The sequence below is a fragment of the Pseudomonas sivasensis genome (assembly GCF_021391435.1).
In the GTDB taxonomy this organism is placed as follows: Bacteria; Pseudomonadota; Gammaproteobacteria; order Pseudomonadales; family Pseudomonadaceae; genus Aquipseudomonas; species Aquipseudomonas sivasensis.
Genome location: NZ_CP090029.1, coordinates 5282339 through 5300008, shown reverse-complemented (window position 1 = coordinate 5300008; position 17670 = coordinate 5282339). Strand labels below are relative to the sequence as shown.

The following is a 17670-nucleotide window of genomic DNA, read 5'->3' as shown; positions in this document are numbered from 1 at the left end:
TCTTAGGCGAGGGCGCTTACTACCAAGATTTGCGACCGCTGCGCAGCCCAACGGGAGCAAGCTCTCTCGCCACAACATTACGGCCCGACCAGGTCTTCCAATTCCTGGGCGCGGGTCTGGGTCATGTCCAGCACGCAGCCGGAACCGTTGACTTGGTCGATGGTGCCGCCGGTGGCGGAGCCGGCGAAGGCGCAATTGGCGTCACGGTATTTGATCCACAGGCGCTGCAGGTCCTGCAGTTGCTGCTGGCGCGTGCCTTCCAGGGCGGCGATGGCGGTCTTGTAGGCTTTGTTCAGGCGCGTGTCTTGCACCTTGGTTTCCTTGACGTTGCAGCTGACCATATCGGCAGTGGTGTTGGCGCCGTCCATGCATTTTTTCAGCGCCGGGTTGTCGGCAGCGGCGGCAGTGCCGCATACGGCGAGAAGCAGGACGCCAGCGGCGAATGTGGTGCGAATCATGCTCGATTTTCCTGGCAACAGTGGGTGTGCATTCTATGACTCAGCCCGCAGGGCTGAGTTTCCGGTCTTCTCTGATCTTCATGTAAGAACAGCCCCCCAATTTTCATACGCAGGTGTAGGGCATGTCCCAACGCGACAGCGCTTGTCTGTGGGCGAAACTTACTTTCATAAAATTTGAAAATGCTCCTCGGTAATGATTTATGAGTTTCACAACCAATTCGACGTGACCCTTTCCGAGGAGTACCGCATGGCCGCATCACCGGGCTTCGGGCTGTTGGCATACGCTGCCATCGCCATCATTGCTTTGATCGTGCTGATTGCACGTTACCGACTCAACCCGTTTATCGTCATCACCCTGGTATCCATCGGCCTGGCGCTGATGGCCGGGATGCCGGCGGACACCATCATGGGCTCCTACGAGGCGGGTGTTGGCAAGACCCTTGGGCACATCGCGCTCGTTGTGGCGCTGGGCACCATGCTCGGCAAGATGATGGCCGAGTCCGGTGGCGCCGAGCAGGTGGCGCGCACGCTGATCAATCGTTTTGGCGAGCGCAATGCCCATTGGGCGATGGTGTGCATTGCCTTTCTGGTGGGGTTGCCGCTGTTTTTCGAGGTGGGTTTTGTGTTGCTGGTGCCCATCGCCTTTACCGTCGCCCGACGCGTAGGCGTGTCGATTTTGATGGTCGGCTTGCCGATGGTCGCCGGTTTGTCGGTGGTACACGCGCTGGTGCCGCCGCATCCGGCGGCGATGATGGCCGTGCTGGCGTATAACGCGTCGGTGGGGCAGACGGTGCTGTATGCGATTCTGATCGGTATCCCCACGGCGATCATTGCAGGGCCTGTCTACGCCAAGTTCATCGTGCCGCACATCCACCTGCCGGCAGAAAACCCGCTGGAACGCCAATTTATCGAGCGTGAACCGCGCACCCGTTTGCCGAGTTTTGCCCTGACCATGGGCACCATCCTGTTGCCGGTGGTGCTGATGATGATCGGCGGATGGGCCAACGTAATCTCTACGCCGGGGACCGGTTTCAACCAGTTCCTCTTGTTTATCGGCAACTCGGTCATCGCGTTGCTGGTGGCGACCTTGGTGAGCTTCTGGACCTTGGGGCTGGCCCAAGGCTTCAACCGCGAATCGATCCTCAAGTTCACCAACGAATGCCTGGCGCCGACGGCCAGCATCACCTTGCTGGTGGGGGCGGGCGGCGGTTTGAATCGCATCCTGGTGGACGCTGGGGTGACCAATGAAATTCTCGGCCTTGCCAATGCGTTCCAACTGTCGCCCCTGGTGATGGGCTGGCTGTTCGCGGCGTTGATGCGCATTGCGACCGGCTCGGCCACGGTGGCCATGACGACGGCGTCCGGCGTGGTCGCGCCCGTCGCCATGGGCTTGGGTTATCCACACCCTGAATTACTGGTGCTGGCCACCGGTGCGGGCTCGGTGATCTTTTCTCACGTGAATGACGGCGGCTTCTGGCTGATCAAGGAATACTTCAATATGACGGTAATCCAGACCTTCAAGACCTGGACCGTATTGGAGACTCTGATCTCTGTGGTTGCCTTCGGTCTGACTTACGGTCTGTCCTGTATTTTGTAACCCGGAGCCCCCCATGGACATCCTCTACCAGATCCGCGCCCGCCAGGCTTCTTTCAGCGCCGGCGAAGGGCGTATCGCCAAGCTGATGCTCGATGATGTGGGTTTTGCGGCGTCGGCCAGCCTGGATGAGTTGTCCCAACGGGCTGAAGTCAGTACGGCGACCTTGTCGCGGTTTGCACGCAGCGTCGGTTGCCGCGATCTACGCGATTTGCGCCTGCAACTGGCCCAAGCCAGCGGCGTCGGCAGCCGTTTCCTGGACCCGGCGGGGTTGCCCGAACAGTCGGCGTTTCACCGGCAGATTCTCGGTGATATCGAGGCGACGTTGCGTCAGCACTTGTCGGGGTTCAACCAGGCGAGTTTCGCCGATGCGGTCAGCCTGCTGAGCAAGGCCCGGATGATCCACGCGTTCGGCATGGGCGGCCCGTCGAGTCTGTGCAGCGACGAGTTACAGGTGCGCCTTGTCCGCCTGGGCTACCCGATTGCCGCTTGCCATGACCCGGTGATGATGCGCGTCACGGCCGCCACCTTGGGGCCGGAACATGCGCTGATCGTCTGTTCGCTGACCGGTATTACGCCGGAACTGCTGGACGTGGTGGACCTGGCGCGCAACTACGACGCCCGCATCATCGCTATCACCTTGGCCGATTCCCCCCTGGCGCGATTGGCGGATGTCCTGTTACCGCTGCAACCAGCCGAAACCAGCTTTATCTACAAACCCACCGCAGCGCGCTACGGCCTGCTGCTGGCCATCGACCTGCTCGCTACCGAGTTGGCGCTGGCCCTGCCGGACGACAACCAGGAACGCCTGCGCCGGATCAAACTGGCCCTGGACGATTATCGCGGCGGCCCCGATAGCTTGCCGCTTGGAGACTGATATGAAGTACGACACGCTGATTCGCCACGCGCTGATCATCGATGGCAGCAACACACCCGGTTATGTCGCGGATGTGGGGCTGCGCGATGGGCGTATCGAGACAATCGGTGATCTGTCTGCTGCGACGGCCGAGCATGAAATCGACGCCACCGGCCGCGTGTTGGCGCCGGGGTTTATCGATGTCCATACCCACGACGACACCGTTGTGATCCGTCATCCGCAGATGCTGCCCAAGCTCAGTCAGGGCGTGACCACGGTGATTGTCGGCAACTGTGGCATCAGCGCTTCGCCGGTGAGTTTACGCAACGACCCGCCGGACCCGATGAACCTGCTGGGCAGCGCTGCGGCGTTTGTATATCCCCGTTTCAGCGACTATCGCAGCGCCGTTGAAAGCGCCCATCCAGCGCTCAACGTCGCGGCATTGATCGGCCACACGGCGCTGCGCAGCAACCACATGGACGATCTGCATCGCACCGCCACACCGGATGAAATCACCGCCATGCGCGTGCAGTTACAAGAGAGTCTTGAAGCCGGCGCCCTCGGCTTATCCACAGGCCTGGCCTACGCCAGCGCGTTCAATGCCGAGACCGATGAAGTGCTGCAACTGAGTGAAGAACTCACAGCCTACGGTGCGGTGTACACCACCCATCTGCGCAGCGAATTCGAGCCGGTGCTGGAGGCGATGGACGAAGCTTTTCTGATCGGCCGGCACGCCAAGGTGCCGGTGATTATTTCCCACCTCAAATGCGCCGGGGCGGGTAACTGGGGGCGCAGTCCGCAGCTGCTGGCCGCTCTGGAGCAGGCGGCGAAAACCCATCCGGTGGGATGTGACTGTTATCCCTACGCAGCCAGTTCTTCGACCCTGGATTTGAAGCAAGTGACCGATGCGTTTCGCATCACCATTACGTGGTCCACGCCCCATCCGGACATGGGCGGGCGAGATTTGCAGGACATTGCCGGCGAATGGGACGTCTCCTTGATGGACGCCGCCCGCCGTCTGCAGCCTGCGGGTGCGGTGTACTACGGGATGGATGAAGCGGATGTACGACGCATCCTCGCGCATCCATTGTCGATGGTGGGGTCGGATGGCTTGCCTGAAGACCCGTTTCCCCATCCACGCTTGTGGGGTGCGTTCCCACGGGTGTTGGGGCATTTCAGCCGGGATATCGGGTTGTTCCCGTTGCATACCGCCGTGCACAAGATGACCGGCTTGTCGGCGGCGCGTTTCGGCCTGGTCGAGCGGGGTGAAATTCGCGAAGGGCACTGGGCGGACCTGGTGTTGTTCGACCCGTTGCGGGTGCGGGATGTGGCGGATTTCAAAAATCCAGAGCAGGCGGCAGAGGGCATTGATGGTGTGTGGGTCAATGGCGTGTTGAGCTACAGCGATGGACAGGCCAATGGTCAGCGCCCAGGACGATTCCTGGCTCGCCAGGGAGATTTGCGTCGGGGGTTCAGCGCTCTATAGTGGGCGATCTCAAAAACGGAGCGGTTGCCATGCACTTAGGAAAAGTCACCCCTATCCTGCGGATTTTCGACGAGACCAAGGCGTTGGAATTCTATGTGGAGTTCCTTGGGTTCAAGGTTGATTGGCAGCATCGTTTCGAGGCGAATTACCCGTTGTACCTGCAAGTATCCTTGGGCGAGTGCGTGCTGCATCTGTCCGAGCATCATGGCGACGCTTCGCCGGGCGCGGCGGTGCGGATTCAGGCGCAAGGGGTAGATGCCTACCAGCAGCAATTGCAGGCTAAGGATTACCGTTATGCCAAGCCCAGCGTTGAAGAAACGCCTTGGGGATCGCGGGAGATGAGCATCAAGGATCCATTTGGGAATCGTGTGGTGTTTGTTGAGGAAGGCGAGGGCTGAGAGGCCAATCGCAGACAATAAAAAAACCGCCTTAGTAGGGCGGTTTTTTATTGCAGCCCCAGCTTTTGGCTGGGGCTGCATCTGTGGCGGGTCAGGTATCGCAGCGATTCTTAAACCCGGAAATGGCTGACCATCTGCTGCAACTGGCTGCCCAAACGTGCCAGTTCCACACTCGATTTGGCCGTCTCGTCACTGGCGGTGGCGGTCTGTTCCGACACGTCACGTACATTGACGATGCTGCGGCTGATCTCTTCGGCCACGGCGCTTTGTTGCTCGGCGGCGGCGGCGATCTGCTGGTTCATCGACTGGATGTTCGACACCGTACGGGTGATGTTTTCCAGGGAAACACCGGCTTTGCGCGTCAGCTCCACGCTGCTGTCGGTGAGGCTGCGGCTGTTGTTCATCACATTGGCCACTTGCTGGGTGCCGTTCTGCAAACCGGCGACCAGACCTTCGATTTCTTCGGTGGATTTTTGCGTGCGTTGGGCCAGGCCGCGCACTTCGTCGGCGACCACGGCAAACCCGCGACCGGCTTCACCGGCGCGTGCTGCTTCGATGGCGGCGTTGAGGGCCAGCAGGTTGGTTTGTTCGGCTACGGCTTTGATCACGTCCATCACGCTGCCGATCTTGTTGCTCTCTTGTTGCAGATGGCTCATGGCGTCGGTGGAACGCGCCACTTCGGCGGCCAGGCGTTCGATCTGGGCAATGGCTTCGGCCACCACTTTGTCGCCTGCACGGGCTTGGCCGTCGGCATCGGCAGCGGCCAGGGAAGCCTGTTCGGCATTGCGCGCGACTTCCTGCACGGTAGCGGTCATTTCATGCATCGCGGTGGCGACTTGATCGGTCTCGATCTTCTGGCTGTTCACGCCGGCACTGGTCTGCTCGGTCACGGCCGATAGTTCTTCGGCGGCGCTGGCGATCTGGGTCACGCCGTCACGAATACCGCTGATCAATTCACGCAAGGTGGTGCCCATGCGCTGGATGCCTTGTTGCAGCACGCCCAGCTCATCGCGGCGGGTGACCTGGATGTTGTGGCTCAAATCGCCGGAGGCAATGCGTTCAACCACGGCCAGGGTTTCCTGGATCGGGCGAGTGATCTGGCGGGTGATGACCAGCGCGGCAATGATGCCAACCAGCAGGGCCAGCAAGGTGCTGATCAATTGCAGGCTACGGGCCTGGGCGCTTTCGGCGTCGCGGCGATCCAACTGGATCTCGTAGAGCTTGTCGCTGATGTTGACGATATCAGTGCCTTGGGTGGTCATTTCTGCGCGAGCAGCAACGATATTGGCGTTGGCCACTTTGTAGTTCTGGACAGCCGTGCGGTAGGCGCCAAGAGCGGTTTCCAGCGCGGTCAGCGCGCTTTGCTGGCTGGCGCCAAAGGCGGCACTGAGGTCTTTCAAGCTGGCAATGGCTTTGTCGATCTGTGCGGCAGCGCGGGCTTCGGTATCCGGGCTGACGTTGCCGGTGTAGCCGCGCACTTCGTAGCGGGCCAGTTGGAATTGCATCTTGGCGTCGGCCACGGCCTGGAACTGAGCAAAGTGCTCCGCGCTGTCAGGCATCTGCTTCACGCTGGCTTCCAGCGCGTCGATCTGGGCGTTGGCGCTGTCGGCCTTGTCGCCCATCACTTGGCGAGAGGCATTGCCGTTACGGTAAGCCTCGCGCATTTTGTTCAGGGATTGCTGGTAGGCAGTAATGACCGATTTCTGCTCATTGAGCAGCTTGAGGTTTTCCGGGCTCTTGAAGCTGTCCAGCAGTTTCTGTTGCTGGGCAACGAAGGCATCGAGGCTGGTCTGCACGTTCTGCGCCACGGCTTCGTCACCGTTGGCCAGCATGTATTGAAGGCGCACGATGCGCAGTTTGGTCAGCGACGCGTTGAGCTGGGTGATGTCGCTCATCCAGTTGCTGCGGTCGATCAGGCCGCCCAGGCTGGTCCAGCCAGTGAGTGCCAGGATCGAGGTGAGGACAAGCACCAGGCCGAAGCCCAGGCCCAGTTTGAGGTTGACGCTGATGTTACCGAACCAGCTGTTCATCGAATGCTCCGCAAGAGTGATGTCTGTTTGCTGGACGGTGTTGTTATTTGAGCCAGCCAAGGTGTAGCGCTGTATCGGCGGCGGGATGTGAATCTGAAGGGCGTTTTATTTCAAGTGGCGACGAAGGGTCGTCAGCGGTGTGCAGAACCACTGAGGGCTCATCAAGGGGCGGTCTTGTGTGCTAGTCTGCGGGCCCTTTTAGTTTTGGGCAGCGCGGGAAATCGCGTTGTCCTGCAGCGGAGCCTCTTCATGTCCGAAGTTAATCTGTCCACCGACGAAACCCGCGTCAGCTACGGTATCGGCCGTCAGTTGGGCGACCAACTGCGCGACAACCCGCCACCGGGCGTGAGCCTGGACGCAATCCTGGCTGGCCTGACCGACGCGTTCGCAGGTTCGCCAAGCCGCGTTGACCAAGAGCAAATGGCTGCCAGCTTCAAGGTGATCCGTGAAGTCATGCAAGCCGAAGCCGCCGCCAAGGCTGAAGCCGCTGCTGGCGCTGGTCTGGCCTTCCTGGCTGAAAACGCCAAGCGTGATGGCATCACCACCCTGGCTTCCGGCCTGCAATTTGAAGTGCTGACTGCCGGTGAAGGCGCCAAGCCGACCCGCGAAGACCAAGTCCGTACCCACTACCACGGCACCTTGATCGACGGCACTGTGTTCGACAGCTCCTACGAGCGTGGCCAGCCAGCAGAATTCCCGGTTGGTGGCGTGATTGCCGGTTGGACCGAAGCCCTGCAACTGATGAATGCTGGCAGCAAATGGCGCCTGTACGTGCCGAGCGAACTGGCTTACGGCGCTCAAGGCGTTGGCAGCATTCCGCCGCACAGCGTTCTGGTATTCGACGTCGAGCTGCTCGACGTTCTGTAAGACCTGCTGATTACCTGTGGGAGCGAGCCTGCTCGCTCCCACAGTGTTTTAGGGGGTTGCTCATGGATGAAACTTGCCATTGAGCTCCGTCGCCGGGCGCAACGCTCGGGCATAGCAAAACAGAAACAAATTACGCACCACCTCTTTCAGCACACCGGGTTCACTTGAACTCAGGCCATTGACGTCCAGGTCGCCCTGGTCCTGCAATTCATTCAACGCTTCTTCTTCCAGTACCGCACAGACTTCGCCGGTTTCCCGATGCAGTATCCGCAGGTAAGGGTGTGGGCGGTCCAGCCAGGCATCTATCAAATAAGTCATGGTGCATCTCCTTGATCGGTTTCAATGAGAATAATTCTTATTCGTAGAATAGCAAGCGTCTATTGGCGGTTTCTTGGTTTTTCTGTGTGGATATTGAGGCAGGTCAGGGGGAGGGCAAAACGCCATCCCGCGGCTGGCGCGGGATGGATACAGCAGATTCAGACTTTGCGCACGAACTCGGATTTAAGCTTCATCGGGCCGATGCCGTCGATCTTGCAATCGATATCGTGGTCGCCATCGCACAGGCGGATGTTCTTGACCTTGGTGCCGACCTTGACGACCAGAGACGTGCCTTTGACCTTGAGGTCCTTGATCACTGTGATGGTGTCGCCGTCCTGCAGGAAGTTGCCCACAGAGTCTTTCTTCACGGTTTCATCGCCGGCCACTTCGGCCTCGCCATTGGCGGACCACTCATGGGCGCATTCCGGGCAGATCAGCTGGGCGCCGTCTTCGTAGGTGTATTCGGAATTGCATTTCGGGCAGGGTGGCAACGTGCTCACTAAAGCTCCTTAAAGGTCAGGATGGCCAAAAGTCGCACATTATATAGGGTTTTGTGGTGTTGCAGGCTCTATGAAATCCAAATGTGAGAGGGGGCTTGCTCCCGATAGCGGTGGATCAGCCAGTCATATATCGACTGAACACCGTCATCGGGGGCAAGCCCCCTCCCACATTGGTCTGTGTCTGCAGGTATGGCTTAGTGCGTACGAGCGACTGCAAACTCACTCAGCTCAACCAGGGCGTCCCGGTATTCGCTGGCAGGCAGGGCTTCCAGGCACTTGATCGCACGGGCCACGTAGTCACGCGCCAGTTGTGCGGTGTAGTCCAGGGAGCCCGAAGCTTCCACGGCTGCGCGGATGCTTTCGAGGTCTTCTATGCCGCCTTTCTGAATCGCCTTGCGCACTAAAGCTGCCTGTTCTGGCGTGCCTTCGCGCATGGTGTAGATCAGCGGCAAGGTCGGCTTGCCCTCGGCCAGATCGTCGCCGACGTTCTTGCCCAGTGTCTCGGCATCGCCACGGTAGTCGAGCAGGTCGTCTACCAGTTGGAACGCTACGCCCAGATGGTCGCCAAAGGTGCGCAGGGCTTCGGCCTGTTCGGCGGTCGCGCCACACAATGCCGCGGCGCTGTGGGTGGAGGCTTCAAAGAGCATCGCGGTCTTGCCGCGAATCACTTCCATGTAGGTTTCTTCGGTGGTGCTGGCGTCGCGGACCTTCGACAGCTGCAACACTTCGCCTTCAGCGATGATGCGCGTGGCCTGGGACAGGATCTTCATCACCGGCATCGAGCCCAGTTCGACCATCATTTCGAACGAGCGTGAATACAGGAAGTCGCCGACAAGCACACTTGGTGCGTTACCCCACATCGCATTGGCGGTCTCGCGGCCACGGCGCATGCCGGACATGTCGACCACGTCGTCATGCAATAGGGTGGCGGTGTGCAGGAACTCGATGGTGGCGGCCAGCAGGCGCAGGTCATCGCCTTCGCGGCCCAGGGCCTTGCCGCACAGCAACACTAATAAAGGACGCAGGCGCTTACCGCCCGCCGACGTAATATAGTCGCCAATTTTGGAGACCAGCGGCACTTTAGACGTCAGCTGCTGCTTGATGATGCCGTCGACGGCGCTAAAATCGTCCGCGACCGCGCGGTAGAAAGCTTGGGGTTGCATCAGCGACAGTCGCTCCAGAAGGGTTGCGCGGCATGCTAGGACCCTGACCCCGTAGTGTCAAGGCGCGATGGACGGCCACTTGCAACACCCATTTACCTTGCGTACAATCGCGCACCCTGAACTTCCTGGGCAGCACCTGCCTTACGCAATTGCATTCGGGACGTCCATCCCATGCAGCCATGCCAGCCAATACCTCTTCTTATAAAGCGCTGGGTGAGCAGGATTATCGGAGAAATACCATGTCGTACGCAGTAATTGTTACTGGTGGCAAGCAATACAAGGTCGCCCCAGGTGAATACCTGAAGATCGAAAAACTGGAAATCGCTACCGGCGAATCCGTTACTTTTGATCGCGTTCTGTTGGTCGCCAATGGCGATGACGTGAACATCGGCGCTCCAGTTGTTGCTGGCGCTACCGTTGTGGCTGAAGTGATCTCCCAAGGTCGTCACGATAAAGTCCGCATCATCAAGTTCCGTCGTCGTAAGCACCACATGAAGCGTATGGGCCACCGCCAGTGGTACACCGAGATCAAAATCACCGGTATTCAGGCTTAATTTCAGCCTAATTCCTCACTAGGAGAATTGACTCATGGCACACAAAAAAGCTGGTGGTAGTACCCGTAACGGTCGCGACTCAGAAGCCAAACGCCTTGGCGTTAAGATGTATGGCGGCCAGAAAATCATTCCGGGCAACATCATCGTGCGTCAGCGCGGCACCCAATTCCACGCCGGTTACGGTGTAGGCATGGGCAAAGATCACACCCTCTTCGCGAAAATCGAAGGCGTGATCAAGTTTGAAGTAAAAGGCGCGTTCAACCGCCGTTACGTGAGCGTTGTCGCAGCTTAATTGCGAAATCGCTGGAAAAGCCCTGTCTCGCGACGGGGCTTTTTCGTTTGTGGGGTGAGTCTCTTGCAAAGCTGTTTGTGATGGGCTCCGGCGCTGGATTTGCGGTCGCTGATTGAGGTCGCTGCGCTCATTTTTGCAAGAGTCTTATGTCTTGGTTTCTTAAGCTCGTCCACGCGGCGAGAGGCGTTTTGTTATGAAGTTCGTTGATGAAGTATCCATCCGAGTAAAAGCAGGCGACGGCGGTAACGGTTGCATGAGTTTCCGTCGCGAAAAATTCATCGAAAACGGTGGCCCCAACGGCGGTGACGGCGGTGACGGCGGTTCCATCTACATGATGGCCGACGAAAACCTCAACACCCTGGTCGACTACCGTTACACCCGGCACTTTGATGCCGAGCGTGGCTCCAACGGAGGCAGTACGGACTGCACCGGTAAAAAAGGCGAAGACCTGGTACTGCGCGTACCGGTTGGCACCACGATCATCGATTCCGCGACCCAGGAAGTGATCGGCGACCTGACCAAGGCCGGCCAGAAACTGATGGTTGTGCAGGGTGGCTGGCACGGTCTGGGCAACACCCGATTCAAGTCCAGTACCAACCGTGCACCGCGCCAGACCACGCCGGGCAAGCCTGGTGAGCAGCGAGACCTCAAGCTGGAAATGAAAGTACTGGCAGACGTGGGTCTGCTGGGCTTGCCGAACGCAGGCAAAAGTACCTTCATCCGCTCGGTATCGGCCGCCAAGCCGAAAGTCGCTGACTACCCGTTCACTACCCTGGTGCCAAACCTGGGCGTGGTCAGCGTTGACCGCTGGAAAAGCTTCGTGATCGCCGATATTCCTGGCCTGATCGAAGGGGCTTCCGACGGCGCAGGCCTGGGGATTCGCTTCCTCAAGCATTTGTCCCGCACCCGTTTGCTGCTGCACCTCGTCGACATGGCGCCATTGGATGACACCAGTGCACCAGACGCCGCCGAAGTGATCGTCAGCGAGCTGACCAAGTTCAGCCCGGCCCTGGCCGAGCGTGATCGTTGGTTGGTGCTGAACAAGTGCGACCAGATCCTCGAGGAAGAGCACGAGGAGCGCGTCAAGGAAATCGTTGATCGCCTGGAATGGACGGGTCCGGTCTACGTGATCTCGGCCATCGCCAAAGAAGGCACCGAGCGCCTGACCCGCGACATCATGCGCTACCTCGAAGACCGTGCTGACCGCCTGGCGGCCGACCCGGTGTTCAAGGCCGAACTCGCCGAACTCGACCAGCAGATCGAAGACGAAGCCCGTGCCCAGCTGCAAGCTCTGGACGACCAGCGTGCCCTGCGCCGCAGCGGCGTGAAGTCGGTCCACGACATCGGCGACGACGATTGGGACGAAGAAGACGTGGATGATGAAGACGGTCCAGAAATCATTTACGTGCGCGACTGATTCGTTGCAGTAAACTTAAGCGCCGCTCACATGAGCGGCGTTTTGGTATCTGGGTATTACGTAGCCACGAATAACGTTATGGGCAGCGCTGGGTCGCGCGGCCCTCTATCTAAGGTTGAAGATGATGCGGAGCAAAGTGACAGGTGCGCAGCGTTGGGTCGTAAAGATCGGAAGTGCGCTACTGACGGCGGATGGCAAAGGCCTGGATCGCGCAGCAATGAGCGTCTGGGTGGAGCAGATGGTGGCCTTGCATGAGGCTGGTGTCGAGTTGGTGCTGGTGTCGTCCGGGGCGGTTGCCGCCGGGATGAGCCGTCTCGGCTGGACCGCGCGACCCAGCGCGATGCACGAACTGCAAGCCGCTGCCGCCATCGGCCAGATGGGCCTGGTGCAAGCCTGGGAGTCCAGCTTCGCCGAGCACGGCCGCCACACGGCGCAGATCCTGCTGACTCACGACGACCTGTCCGACCGCAAGCGCTACCTCAACGCCCGCAGTACGTTGCGCGCCCTGGTGGAGCTCAAGGTGATCCCGGTGATCAACGAGAACGACACCGTGGTCACCGACGAAATCCGTTTCGGCGACAACGACACCCTGGCCGCGCTGGTAGCCAACCTGGTGGAAGCCGACTTGCTGGTGATCCTCACTGATCGCGACGGCATGTTCGACGCCGATCCGCGCAACAACCCCGATGCGCAGCTTATTTATGAAGCCCGCGCCGATGACCCGGCGCTGGACGCCGTGGCCGGCAGTGTCGGCGGTGCCCTGGGCCGTGGCGGCATGCAGACCAAGCTGCGGGCTGCGCGTCTGGCTGCACGCTCCGGTGCCCACACCATTATCGTCGGTGGGCGCCTGGAGCGCGTGTTGGACCGCCTCAAGGCTGGCGAACGCATCGGCACGTTGCTGTCGCCGGAACGCGGCATGCTGGCGGCGCGCAAGCAGTGGCTGGCTGGGCATCTGCAAACCCGTGGCACTCTGGTGCTGGACGACGGCGCGGTATCGGCACTGTCCCAGGGCAACAAGAGCCTGCTGCCGGTGGGCGTCAAGCTGGTACAGGGCAGCTTCCGCCGCGGCGAAATGGTGGTGTGCGTAGCGCCCGACGGTCGTGAGATCGCCCGTGGCCTGGCCAATTACAGTGCCCTGGAAGCACAGAAAATTATTGGACAATCGTCTGACGCGATTGTCGGACTATTAGGTTACATGGCCGAACCTGAACTGGTTCACCGCGACAACCTGATCCTGGTCTAACCAAAGGAATATACGATGCGTTTAGTGAAGTTTGCGTTGGGCCTGCTGTTGCTGACGCCGTTGCTGGCCAGCGCCGAAGAGGTTGGCCAGGTGTCGACGGTGTTTAAATTCGTCGGCCCCAACGACCGAATTGTCGTCGAAGCGTTTGACGACCCCAAGGTCGACGGCGTGACCTGCTACTTGTCCCGCGCCAAGACCGGTGGCGTTAAAGGCGGCCTGGGCCTGGCCGAAGATCGCGCTGAAGCATCGATTGCCTGCCGTCAGGTCGGCCCGATCCGCTTCAAGGGCGAACTGAAGGACGGCGACGAAGTGTTCAAGGAACGCACCTCGCTGGTGTTCAAAACCATGCAAGTGGTGCGTTTCCTCGACAAGAAGCGCAACACCCTGGTGTACCTGGTCTACAGCGACCGCCTGATCGAGGGCAGCCCGCAGAACGCCGTGACCGCAATTCCGATTTTGCCGTGGCCGACCGCTCAGTAATCCGCAGGCGGGTTTTGTAATCGGCGTCTATGATTGCAGGCTTGCGGGTTGTAACCTCAAGGCGCCGCTTTGCTAAGAACATGGGATATCTGGAGTTCGTCATGAGTGCTTTCCACGACCTGAAACTCAAAGCTTTGGACGGACAAGAGTTGCCACTGGCGCCCTTCAAGGGGCAAGTAGTGCTGGTGGTCAATGTAGCCTCCAAATGTGGCCTGACCCCGCAATATGCGGCGTTGGAGAACCTCTATCAGCAGTACAAGGACCAAGGGTTTACTGTGCTGGGCCTGCCGTGCAACCAGTTTGCCGGCCAGGAACCGGGCACTGAGGACGAAATCCGCGAGTTCTGCAGCCTGAACTACGGCGTGACCTTTCCCTTAGGCAGCAAGCTCGATGTCAATGGCCCTGAGCGTCACCAGCTCTACCGGTTGCTGGCGGGTGAGGGGGCCGAATTTCCCGGCGATATCACCTGGAATTTTGAGAAGTTCCTGCTGGGTAAAGATGGGAGGGTCCTCGCTCGATTCTCACCGCGTACCCCGCCGGAAGACCCTTCGATCGTCCAGGCCATCGAAAAAGCCTTGAGCTAAATCACTTCTCTTGTGGTGAGCGGACCTTTCCCGCCATGGGCTGCGTAGCAGCCCAAATACCCCACCGCTTTTACCCCTTAATCACCAAAATCAATAGTGCTACCGGGCGCGTTCCACTCCTCATATTATCCGCATCATAAACCCAGTCTCCCGTGGAGTGCTCCATGCCCGTCCAAGCCTTGTTCAAACCCTTCCAGCTCGGTGCACTGCAACTGTCGACCCGCGTGGTCATGGCGCCGATGACCCGCTCGTTTTCTCCGGGTGGTGTACCTAATTCCAACGTCATCGAATACTACCGTCGCCGTGCGGCCGCTGGCGTGGGCTTGATCATCACTGAAGGCACCGTGGTCGGTCACCAGGCCTCTAATGGCTACCCGAATGTCCCGCATTTCTACGGTGAAGCGGCCCTGGCCGGGTGGAAGAAAGTGGTCGATGCCGTGCACGCCGAAGGCGGCAAGATTGTCCCTCAGTTGTGGCATGTCGGCAGCGTGCGCCGTATCGGCACTGAGCCTGATGCCAGCGTGCCGGCCTATGGTCCGATGGAGAAACTCAAGGACGGCAACGTGGTGGTCCACGGCATGACCGCCCAGGATATCAAGGACGTGATCAACGCTTTCGCCCAAGCCGCCAAAGACGCCCAAAGCATCGGCATGGACGGCGTTGAAATCCATGGCGCCCACGGTTATCTGGTCGATCAGTTCTTCTGGGAAGGCAGCAACCAGCGTACCGACGAGTACGGCGGTAGCCTGGCCAACCGCTCGCGTTTTGCCATCGAGCTGATCCAGGCTACGCGCGCCGCTGTCGGCCCTAACTTCCCGATCATCTTCCGTTTCTCCCAGTGGAAGCAGCAGGACTACACCGCGCGTCTGGTACAAACCCCTGAGGCGTTGGGTGAATTCCTCAAGCCGCTGTCCGACGCCGGCGTGGATATTTTCCACTGCTCAACCCGACGTTTCTGGGAGCCGGAATTCGAAGGTTCCGACCTCAATCTGGCCGGTTGGGCGCGCCAACTCACCGGCAAACCAACTATTACCGTGGGCAGTGTCGGCCTGGATGGCGAGTTCCTGCAGTTTATGGTCAACACCGACAAAGTCGCGCAGCCGGCCAGCCTGGAAAAACTGCTTGAGCGCCTGAACAACGACGAGTTTGATCTGGTTGCCGTAGGTCGTGCGTTGTTGGTTGACCCGGATTGGGCCGTGAAGGTGCGTGAAGGACGTGAGGGTGACATCCTGCCATTCAGTCGTGAGGCGTTGACGACTCTGGTGTAAGTGGCGTCAGGGCGGGCTCCAGGTGCCCGTCCTCGCACACACCGCGCAACTGGCGTTCGAACTGCTCGATAATCGCTGGCCAACCCTGGCGACTGGCATGTTGACGAGCATTCAGGCGGGCCCTGCGCAACGTTTCGCGTTCTTCCAGCAGCCAGATGGCTGCATCGCAAAACGCCTCCTCATCCCCCGGCATCGCCAGTGCGCCGCTATAGCCGTGCCGCAGGTGCTGGCTTGCGGCAGCCTGGTCGTACGCCACCACACCAAGGCCTGAGGCCATGGCTTCCAGCACTACATTGCCGAAGGTCTCCGTCAGGCTGGGAAACAGAAACAGGTCTCCCGACGCGTAATGCCGTGCCAACTCTTCACCGCGTTGGGTGCCGCAGAATACTGCTTCGGGCAGGTCGTGCTCCAGCAGCGCCCGTTGCGGGCCGTCCCCGACGACAATCAGCTTCATTGGGCGGGATGGGTAGGTTTTCTGTAGCGCATCAAAGCAGCGCTTGAGCAGCCCGAGGTTTTTCTCCTGGGCCAGGCGGCCAACGTGCAGCACAGCGATATCGTCGTTCTCTAAACCCCAGCTTTCACGCAGTGCATTGTCACGCTTGGTCGGGTGGAATAACTGGCTGTCGACACCCCGCGACAACATTCCCAAACGCTCGAAATGCCGACGCTCCAACTCCAGGCGTTGGCTGGCGCTGGGCACCAGGGTCAATGTCGAACGGTTGTGAAACCAGCGCAGGTAATGCGTGACCATTCGGCTGAGCAGGCTCAAGCCGTACTGGTTCGAATACTGTTGGAAATTGGTGTGAAAGCCGCTGACCACACTGATGCCCAGGCGCCGTGCTGCACGCAGTGCCGACAAGCCCAGCGGGCCTTCAGTGGCGATGTAGAGCACGTCCGGGCGTTGGCGTGTCCACCGGCGCAGCAACTTGTGCATCGACGACTGACCCCACTGCAGGCCCGGATAACCCGGCAGTGGCCAGCCGCGGCACAGCAGGAGTTCGTCGTCGCTGAGCCGGCTCTGATCGACGCCTTGGCGTGGGCGTACCAGTTCGACTTGATGGCCGCGCGCGCGCAAACCCTCGCACAGGCGACCAAGGGTATTGGCCACCCCGTTGATCTCTGGCGGGAAGGTTTCGGTGATGAGGGTGATATGAAGCGAGGCTGTCGTCATGACCCACAGTGTCCGTGTGGGCCATGTCGCCATTGTGTCATCCAGATGATGGATTTATGACTTGGTGACCTTGGGGTTCGCCATCGCCTCGGCGCCTTGCTCGCGCACCCAGAACAAGGTGGCGCCAGCCACCGCTGCCGGCATCATCAGCAGGTTGACCACCGGCACCAGCAGCACCAGATAGACGATCCCGCCAAAGCTCATGCTCTGCCAGCGTTTCTGGCGTAACCAGGCGAGCATTTCGTTCCAGCCCAGTTTGTGGTTGTCTGCCGGGTAGTCGATGTATTGGATTGCCATCATCCATACGCCAAACAGCAGCCACAGTGGCGCGGCGATCAGGTTGACCACGGGAATAAACGAAAGGATAAACAGGCCGATCGCCCGTGGCAGGAAGTAGCCGAGCTTGCGCATTTCTCGGGCCAGGGTGCGGGGGACCATGGCGATCAACTCGCCCCAACTGAAGGCCGGGAAGTCATCGGTACCGCGCACCACCACTTCTACCTTCTCTGAGAGAAAGCCATTGAACGGCGCCGCGATGATATTGGCGAGCATGGTGAAGGTGAAAAACACCATCAGCACCACCAGCACTACAAAGAGCGGCCATAGCAGGTAATTCAAAAAGCTCAGCCAACTCGGCAGCGTCGGCATTAAGTGCTCGACCCACAAGCTGAACTGGTGGCCGGCGAAGTAAATCAATCCGACGAACAGCACCAGGTTGATCATCAGCGGCAGCAGCACAAACAGGCGTAGGCCAGGGCTCAACACCAGTTTGAGGCCTTCACGCAGGTATTGCGGGCCGGAAAGAACAGGGGCAGGCATGGAGAACTCCGAGCAGGATGACGAACGCGCCGACCTTACCGACTTTGTATCCGAGGCGAAAGCGGCGACATCAACAGTAACAAACGCCTCGATTAGCTGGGCTGACAGCATAGAGACCGCCTATGAGCTGGATTGTTAAACCGTATTTCCTTAATCTTGCCCCCCTCTATAC

Annotated in this window: 19 protein-coding genes and 2 pseudogenes; 13 read left to right on the top strand and 8 right to left on the bottom strand. The window is 59.7% G+C overall.

What is annotated here, in order from left to right:
* Positions 1–77: 77 nt before the first annotated feature.
* Complete coding sequence (locus LRO94_RS24035) at positions 78–458, bottom strand: lysozyme inhibitor LprI family protein (protein WP_032885588.1); 381 nt, start codon at positions 456–458, stop codon at positions 78–80.
* 193 nt (positions 459–651) lie between these two features.
* Between LRO94_RS24035 and LRO94_RS24030 the strand changes: the two genes are divergently transcribed.
* From LRO94_RS24030 to LRO94_RS24015, 4 genes are read left to right on the top strand one after another with little or no spacing between them, the layout of a single operon-like run.
* Positions 652–2055 carry a GntT/GntP/DsdX family permease gene (locus LRO94_RS24030; RefSeq protein WP_032885589.1) on the top strand — a complete coding sequence of 468 codons (1404 nt, stop codon included), beginning with the start codon at positions 652–654 and terminating at the stop codon, positions 2053–2055.
* A gap of 13 nt (positions 2056–2068) precedes the next feature.
* Positions 2069–2929: a MurR/RpiR family transcriptional regulator gene (locus LRO94_RS24025; protein WP_032885590.1), complete on the top strand. Its 861-nt coding sequence runs from the start codon at positions 2069–2071 to the stop codon at positions 2927–2929.
* A gap of 1 nt (position 2930) precedes the next feature.
* Complete coding sequence (locus tag LRO94_RS24020; protein WP_095186367.1) at positions 2931–4394, top strand: N-acyl-D-amino-acid deacylase family protein; 1464 nt, start codon at positions 2931–2933, stop codon at positions 4392–4394.
* Between the two features lie 29 nt (positions 4395–4423).
* A complete protein-coding gene (locus LRO94_RS24015; protein WP_032885592.1) occupies positions 4424–4792 on the top strand; it encodes a glyoxalase superfamily protein in 369 nt (122 codons plus the stop codon).
* A gap of 110 nt (positions 4793–4902) precedes the next feature.
* Here LRO94_RS24015 and LRO94_RS28160 read toward each other — a convergent pair.
* A pseudogene (locus LRO94_RS28160) lies at positions 4903–5496 on the bottom strand (methyl-accepting chemotaxis protein); the annotation flags it as partial.
* A gap of 261 nt (positions 5497–5757) precedes the next feature.
* A pseudogene (locus tag LRO94_RS28155) lies at positions 5758–6822 on the bottom strand (methyl-accepting chemotaxis protein); the annotation flags it as partial.
* A gap of 249 nt (positions 6823–7071) precedes the next feature.
* Here LRO94_RS28155 and LRO94_RS24005 point away from each other — a divergent pair.
* Complete coding sequence (locus tag LRO94_RS24005; RefSeq protein ID WP_032885594.1) at positions 7072–7689, top strand: FKBP-type peptidyl-prolyl cis-trans isomerase; 618 nt, start codon at positions 7072–7074, stop codon at positions 7687–7689.
* Positions 7690–7749: 60 nt separating this feature from the next.
* Here the strand turns inward: LRO94_RS24005 and LRO94_RS24000 are convergent, their stop codons facing one another.
* From LRO94_RS24000 to LRO94_RS23990, 3 genes are all read right to left on the bottom strand, one after another.
* The gene (locus LRO94_RS24000) at positions 7750–8007 is read right to left on the bottom strand and encodes a PA4570 family protein (RefSeq protein WP_003194088.1); all 258 of its coding nucleotides are present in this window, start codon (positions 8005–8007) and stop codon (positions 7750–7752) included.
* Positions 8008–8165: 158 nt separating this feature from the next.
* A complete protein-coding gene (locus LRO94_RS23995; protein WP_179179879.1) occupies positions 8166–8507 on the bottom strand; it encodes a zinc ribbon domain-containing protein YjdM in 342 nt (113 codons plus the stop codon).
* Positions 8508–8701: 194 nt separating this feature from the next.
* Complete coding sequence (locus tag LRO94_RS23990; RefSeq protein WP_032885595.1) at positions 8702–9670, bottom strand: polyprenyl synthetase family protein; 969 nt, start codon at positions 9668–9670, stop codon at positions 8702–8704.
* 239 nt (positions 9671–9909) lie between these two features.
* Between LRO94_RS23990 and rplU the strand changes: the two genes are divergently transcribed.
* The 7 genes from rplU to LRO94_RS23955 all read left to right on the top strand — a co-directional run bounded on the left by rplU (position 9910) and on the right by LRO94_RS23955 (position 15508).
* Complete coding sequence (gene rplU, locus LRO94_RS23985; RefSeq protein ID WP_003176051.1) at positions 9910–10224, top strand: 50S ribosomal protein L21; 315 nt, start codon at positions 9910–9912, stop codon at positions 10222–10224.
* A 34-nt stretch (positions 10225–10258) separates the two neighbouring features.
* Entirely contained in the window at positions 10259–10516 is a 258-nt protein-coding gene (rpmA, locus tag LRO94_RS23980) for a 50S ribosomal protein L27 (protein ID WP_003176049.1), read from the top strand.
* Positions 10517–10709: 193 nt separating this feature from the next.
* Positions 10710–11933, top strand: a complete 1224-nt coding sequence (gene cgtA / locus LRO94_RS23975; protein WP_015885843.1) for an Obg family GTPase CgtA — start codon at positions 10710–10712, stop codon at positions 11931–11933.
* 124 nt (positions 11934–12057) lie between these two features.
* On the top strand, positions 12058–13176 hold the full coding sequence (proB, locus tag LRO94_RS23970; RefSeq protein ID WP_026013771.1) for a glutamate 5-kinase: 1119 nt from the start codon (positions 12058–12060) through the stop codon (positions 13174–13176).
* 15 nt (positions 13177–13191) lie between these two features.
* Positions 13192–13656, top strand: coding sequence for a CreA family protein (locus LRO94_RS23965; protein ID WP_032885596.1), 465 nt, complete (start codon positions 13192–13194; stop codon positions 13654–13656).
* 101 nt (positions 13657–13757) lie between these two features.
* On the top strand, positions 13758–14240 hold the full coding sequence (locus LRO94_RS23960; RefSeq protein ID WP_032885597.1) for a glutathione peroxidase: 483 nt from the start codon (positions 13758–13760) through the stop codon (positions 14238–14240).
* Positions 14241–14404: 164 nt separating this feature from the next.
* Positions 14405–15508, top strand: coding sequence for an NADH:flavin oxidoreductase (locus tag LRO94_RS23955; protein WP_032885598.1), 1104 nt, complete (start codon positions 14405–14407; stop codon positions 15506–15508).
* On the opposite strand, the gene LRO94_RS23950 is transcribed toward LRO94_RS23955, so the two are convergent.
* Together LRO94_RS23950 and cysZ are read right to left on the bottom strand one after the other, a co-directional pair.
* Positions 15477–16679, bottom strand: coding sequence for a glycosyltransferase family 4 protein (locus tag LRO94_RS23950; RefSeq protein WP_032885599.1), 1203 nt, complete (start codon positions 16677–16679; stop codon positions 15477–15479). The two genes, LRO94_RS23955 and LRO94_RS23950, sit on opposite strands and share 32 nt — an antisense overlap.
* Before the next feature lie 54 nt (positions 16680–16733).
* Positions 16734–17498, bottom strand: a complete 765-nt coding sequence (gene cysZ / locus LRO94_RS23945) for a sulfate transporter CysZ (RefSeq protein ID WP_032885600.1) — start codon at positions 17496–17498, stop codon at positions 16734–16736.
* On the opposite strand from cysZ, the gene LRO94_RS23940 reads away from it, so the two are divergent.
* Positions 17497–17637, top strand: coding sequence for a hypothetical protein (locus LRO94_RS23940; RefSeq protein WP_163033189.1), 141 nt, complete (start codon positions 17497–17499; stop codon positions 17635–17637). The genes cysZ and LRO94_RS23940 overlap by 2 nt on opposite strands.
* Positions 17638–17670: the final 33 nt, after the last annotated feature.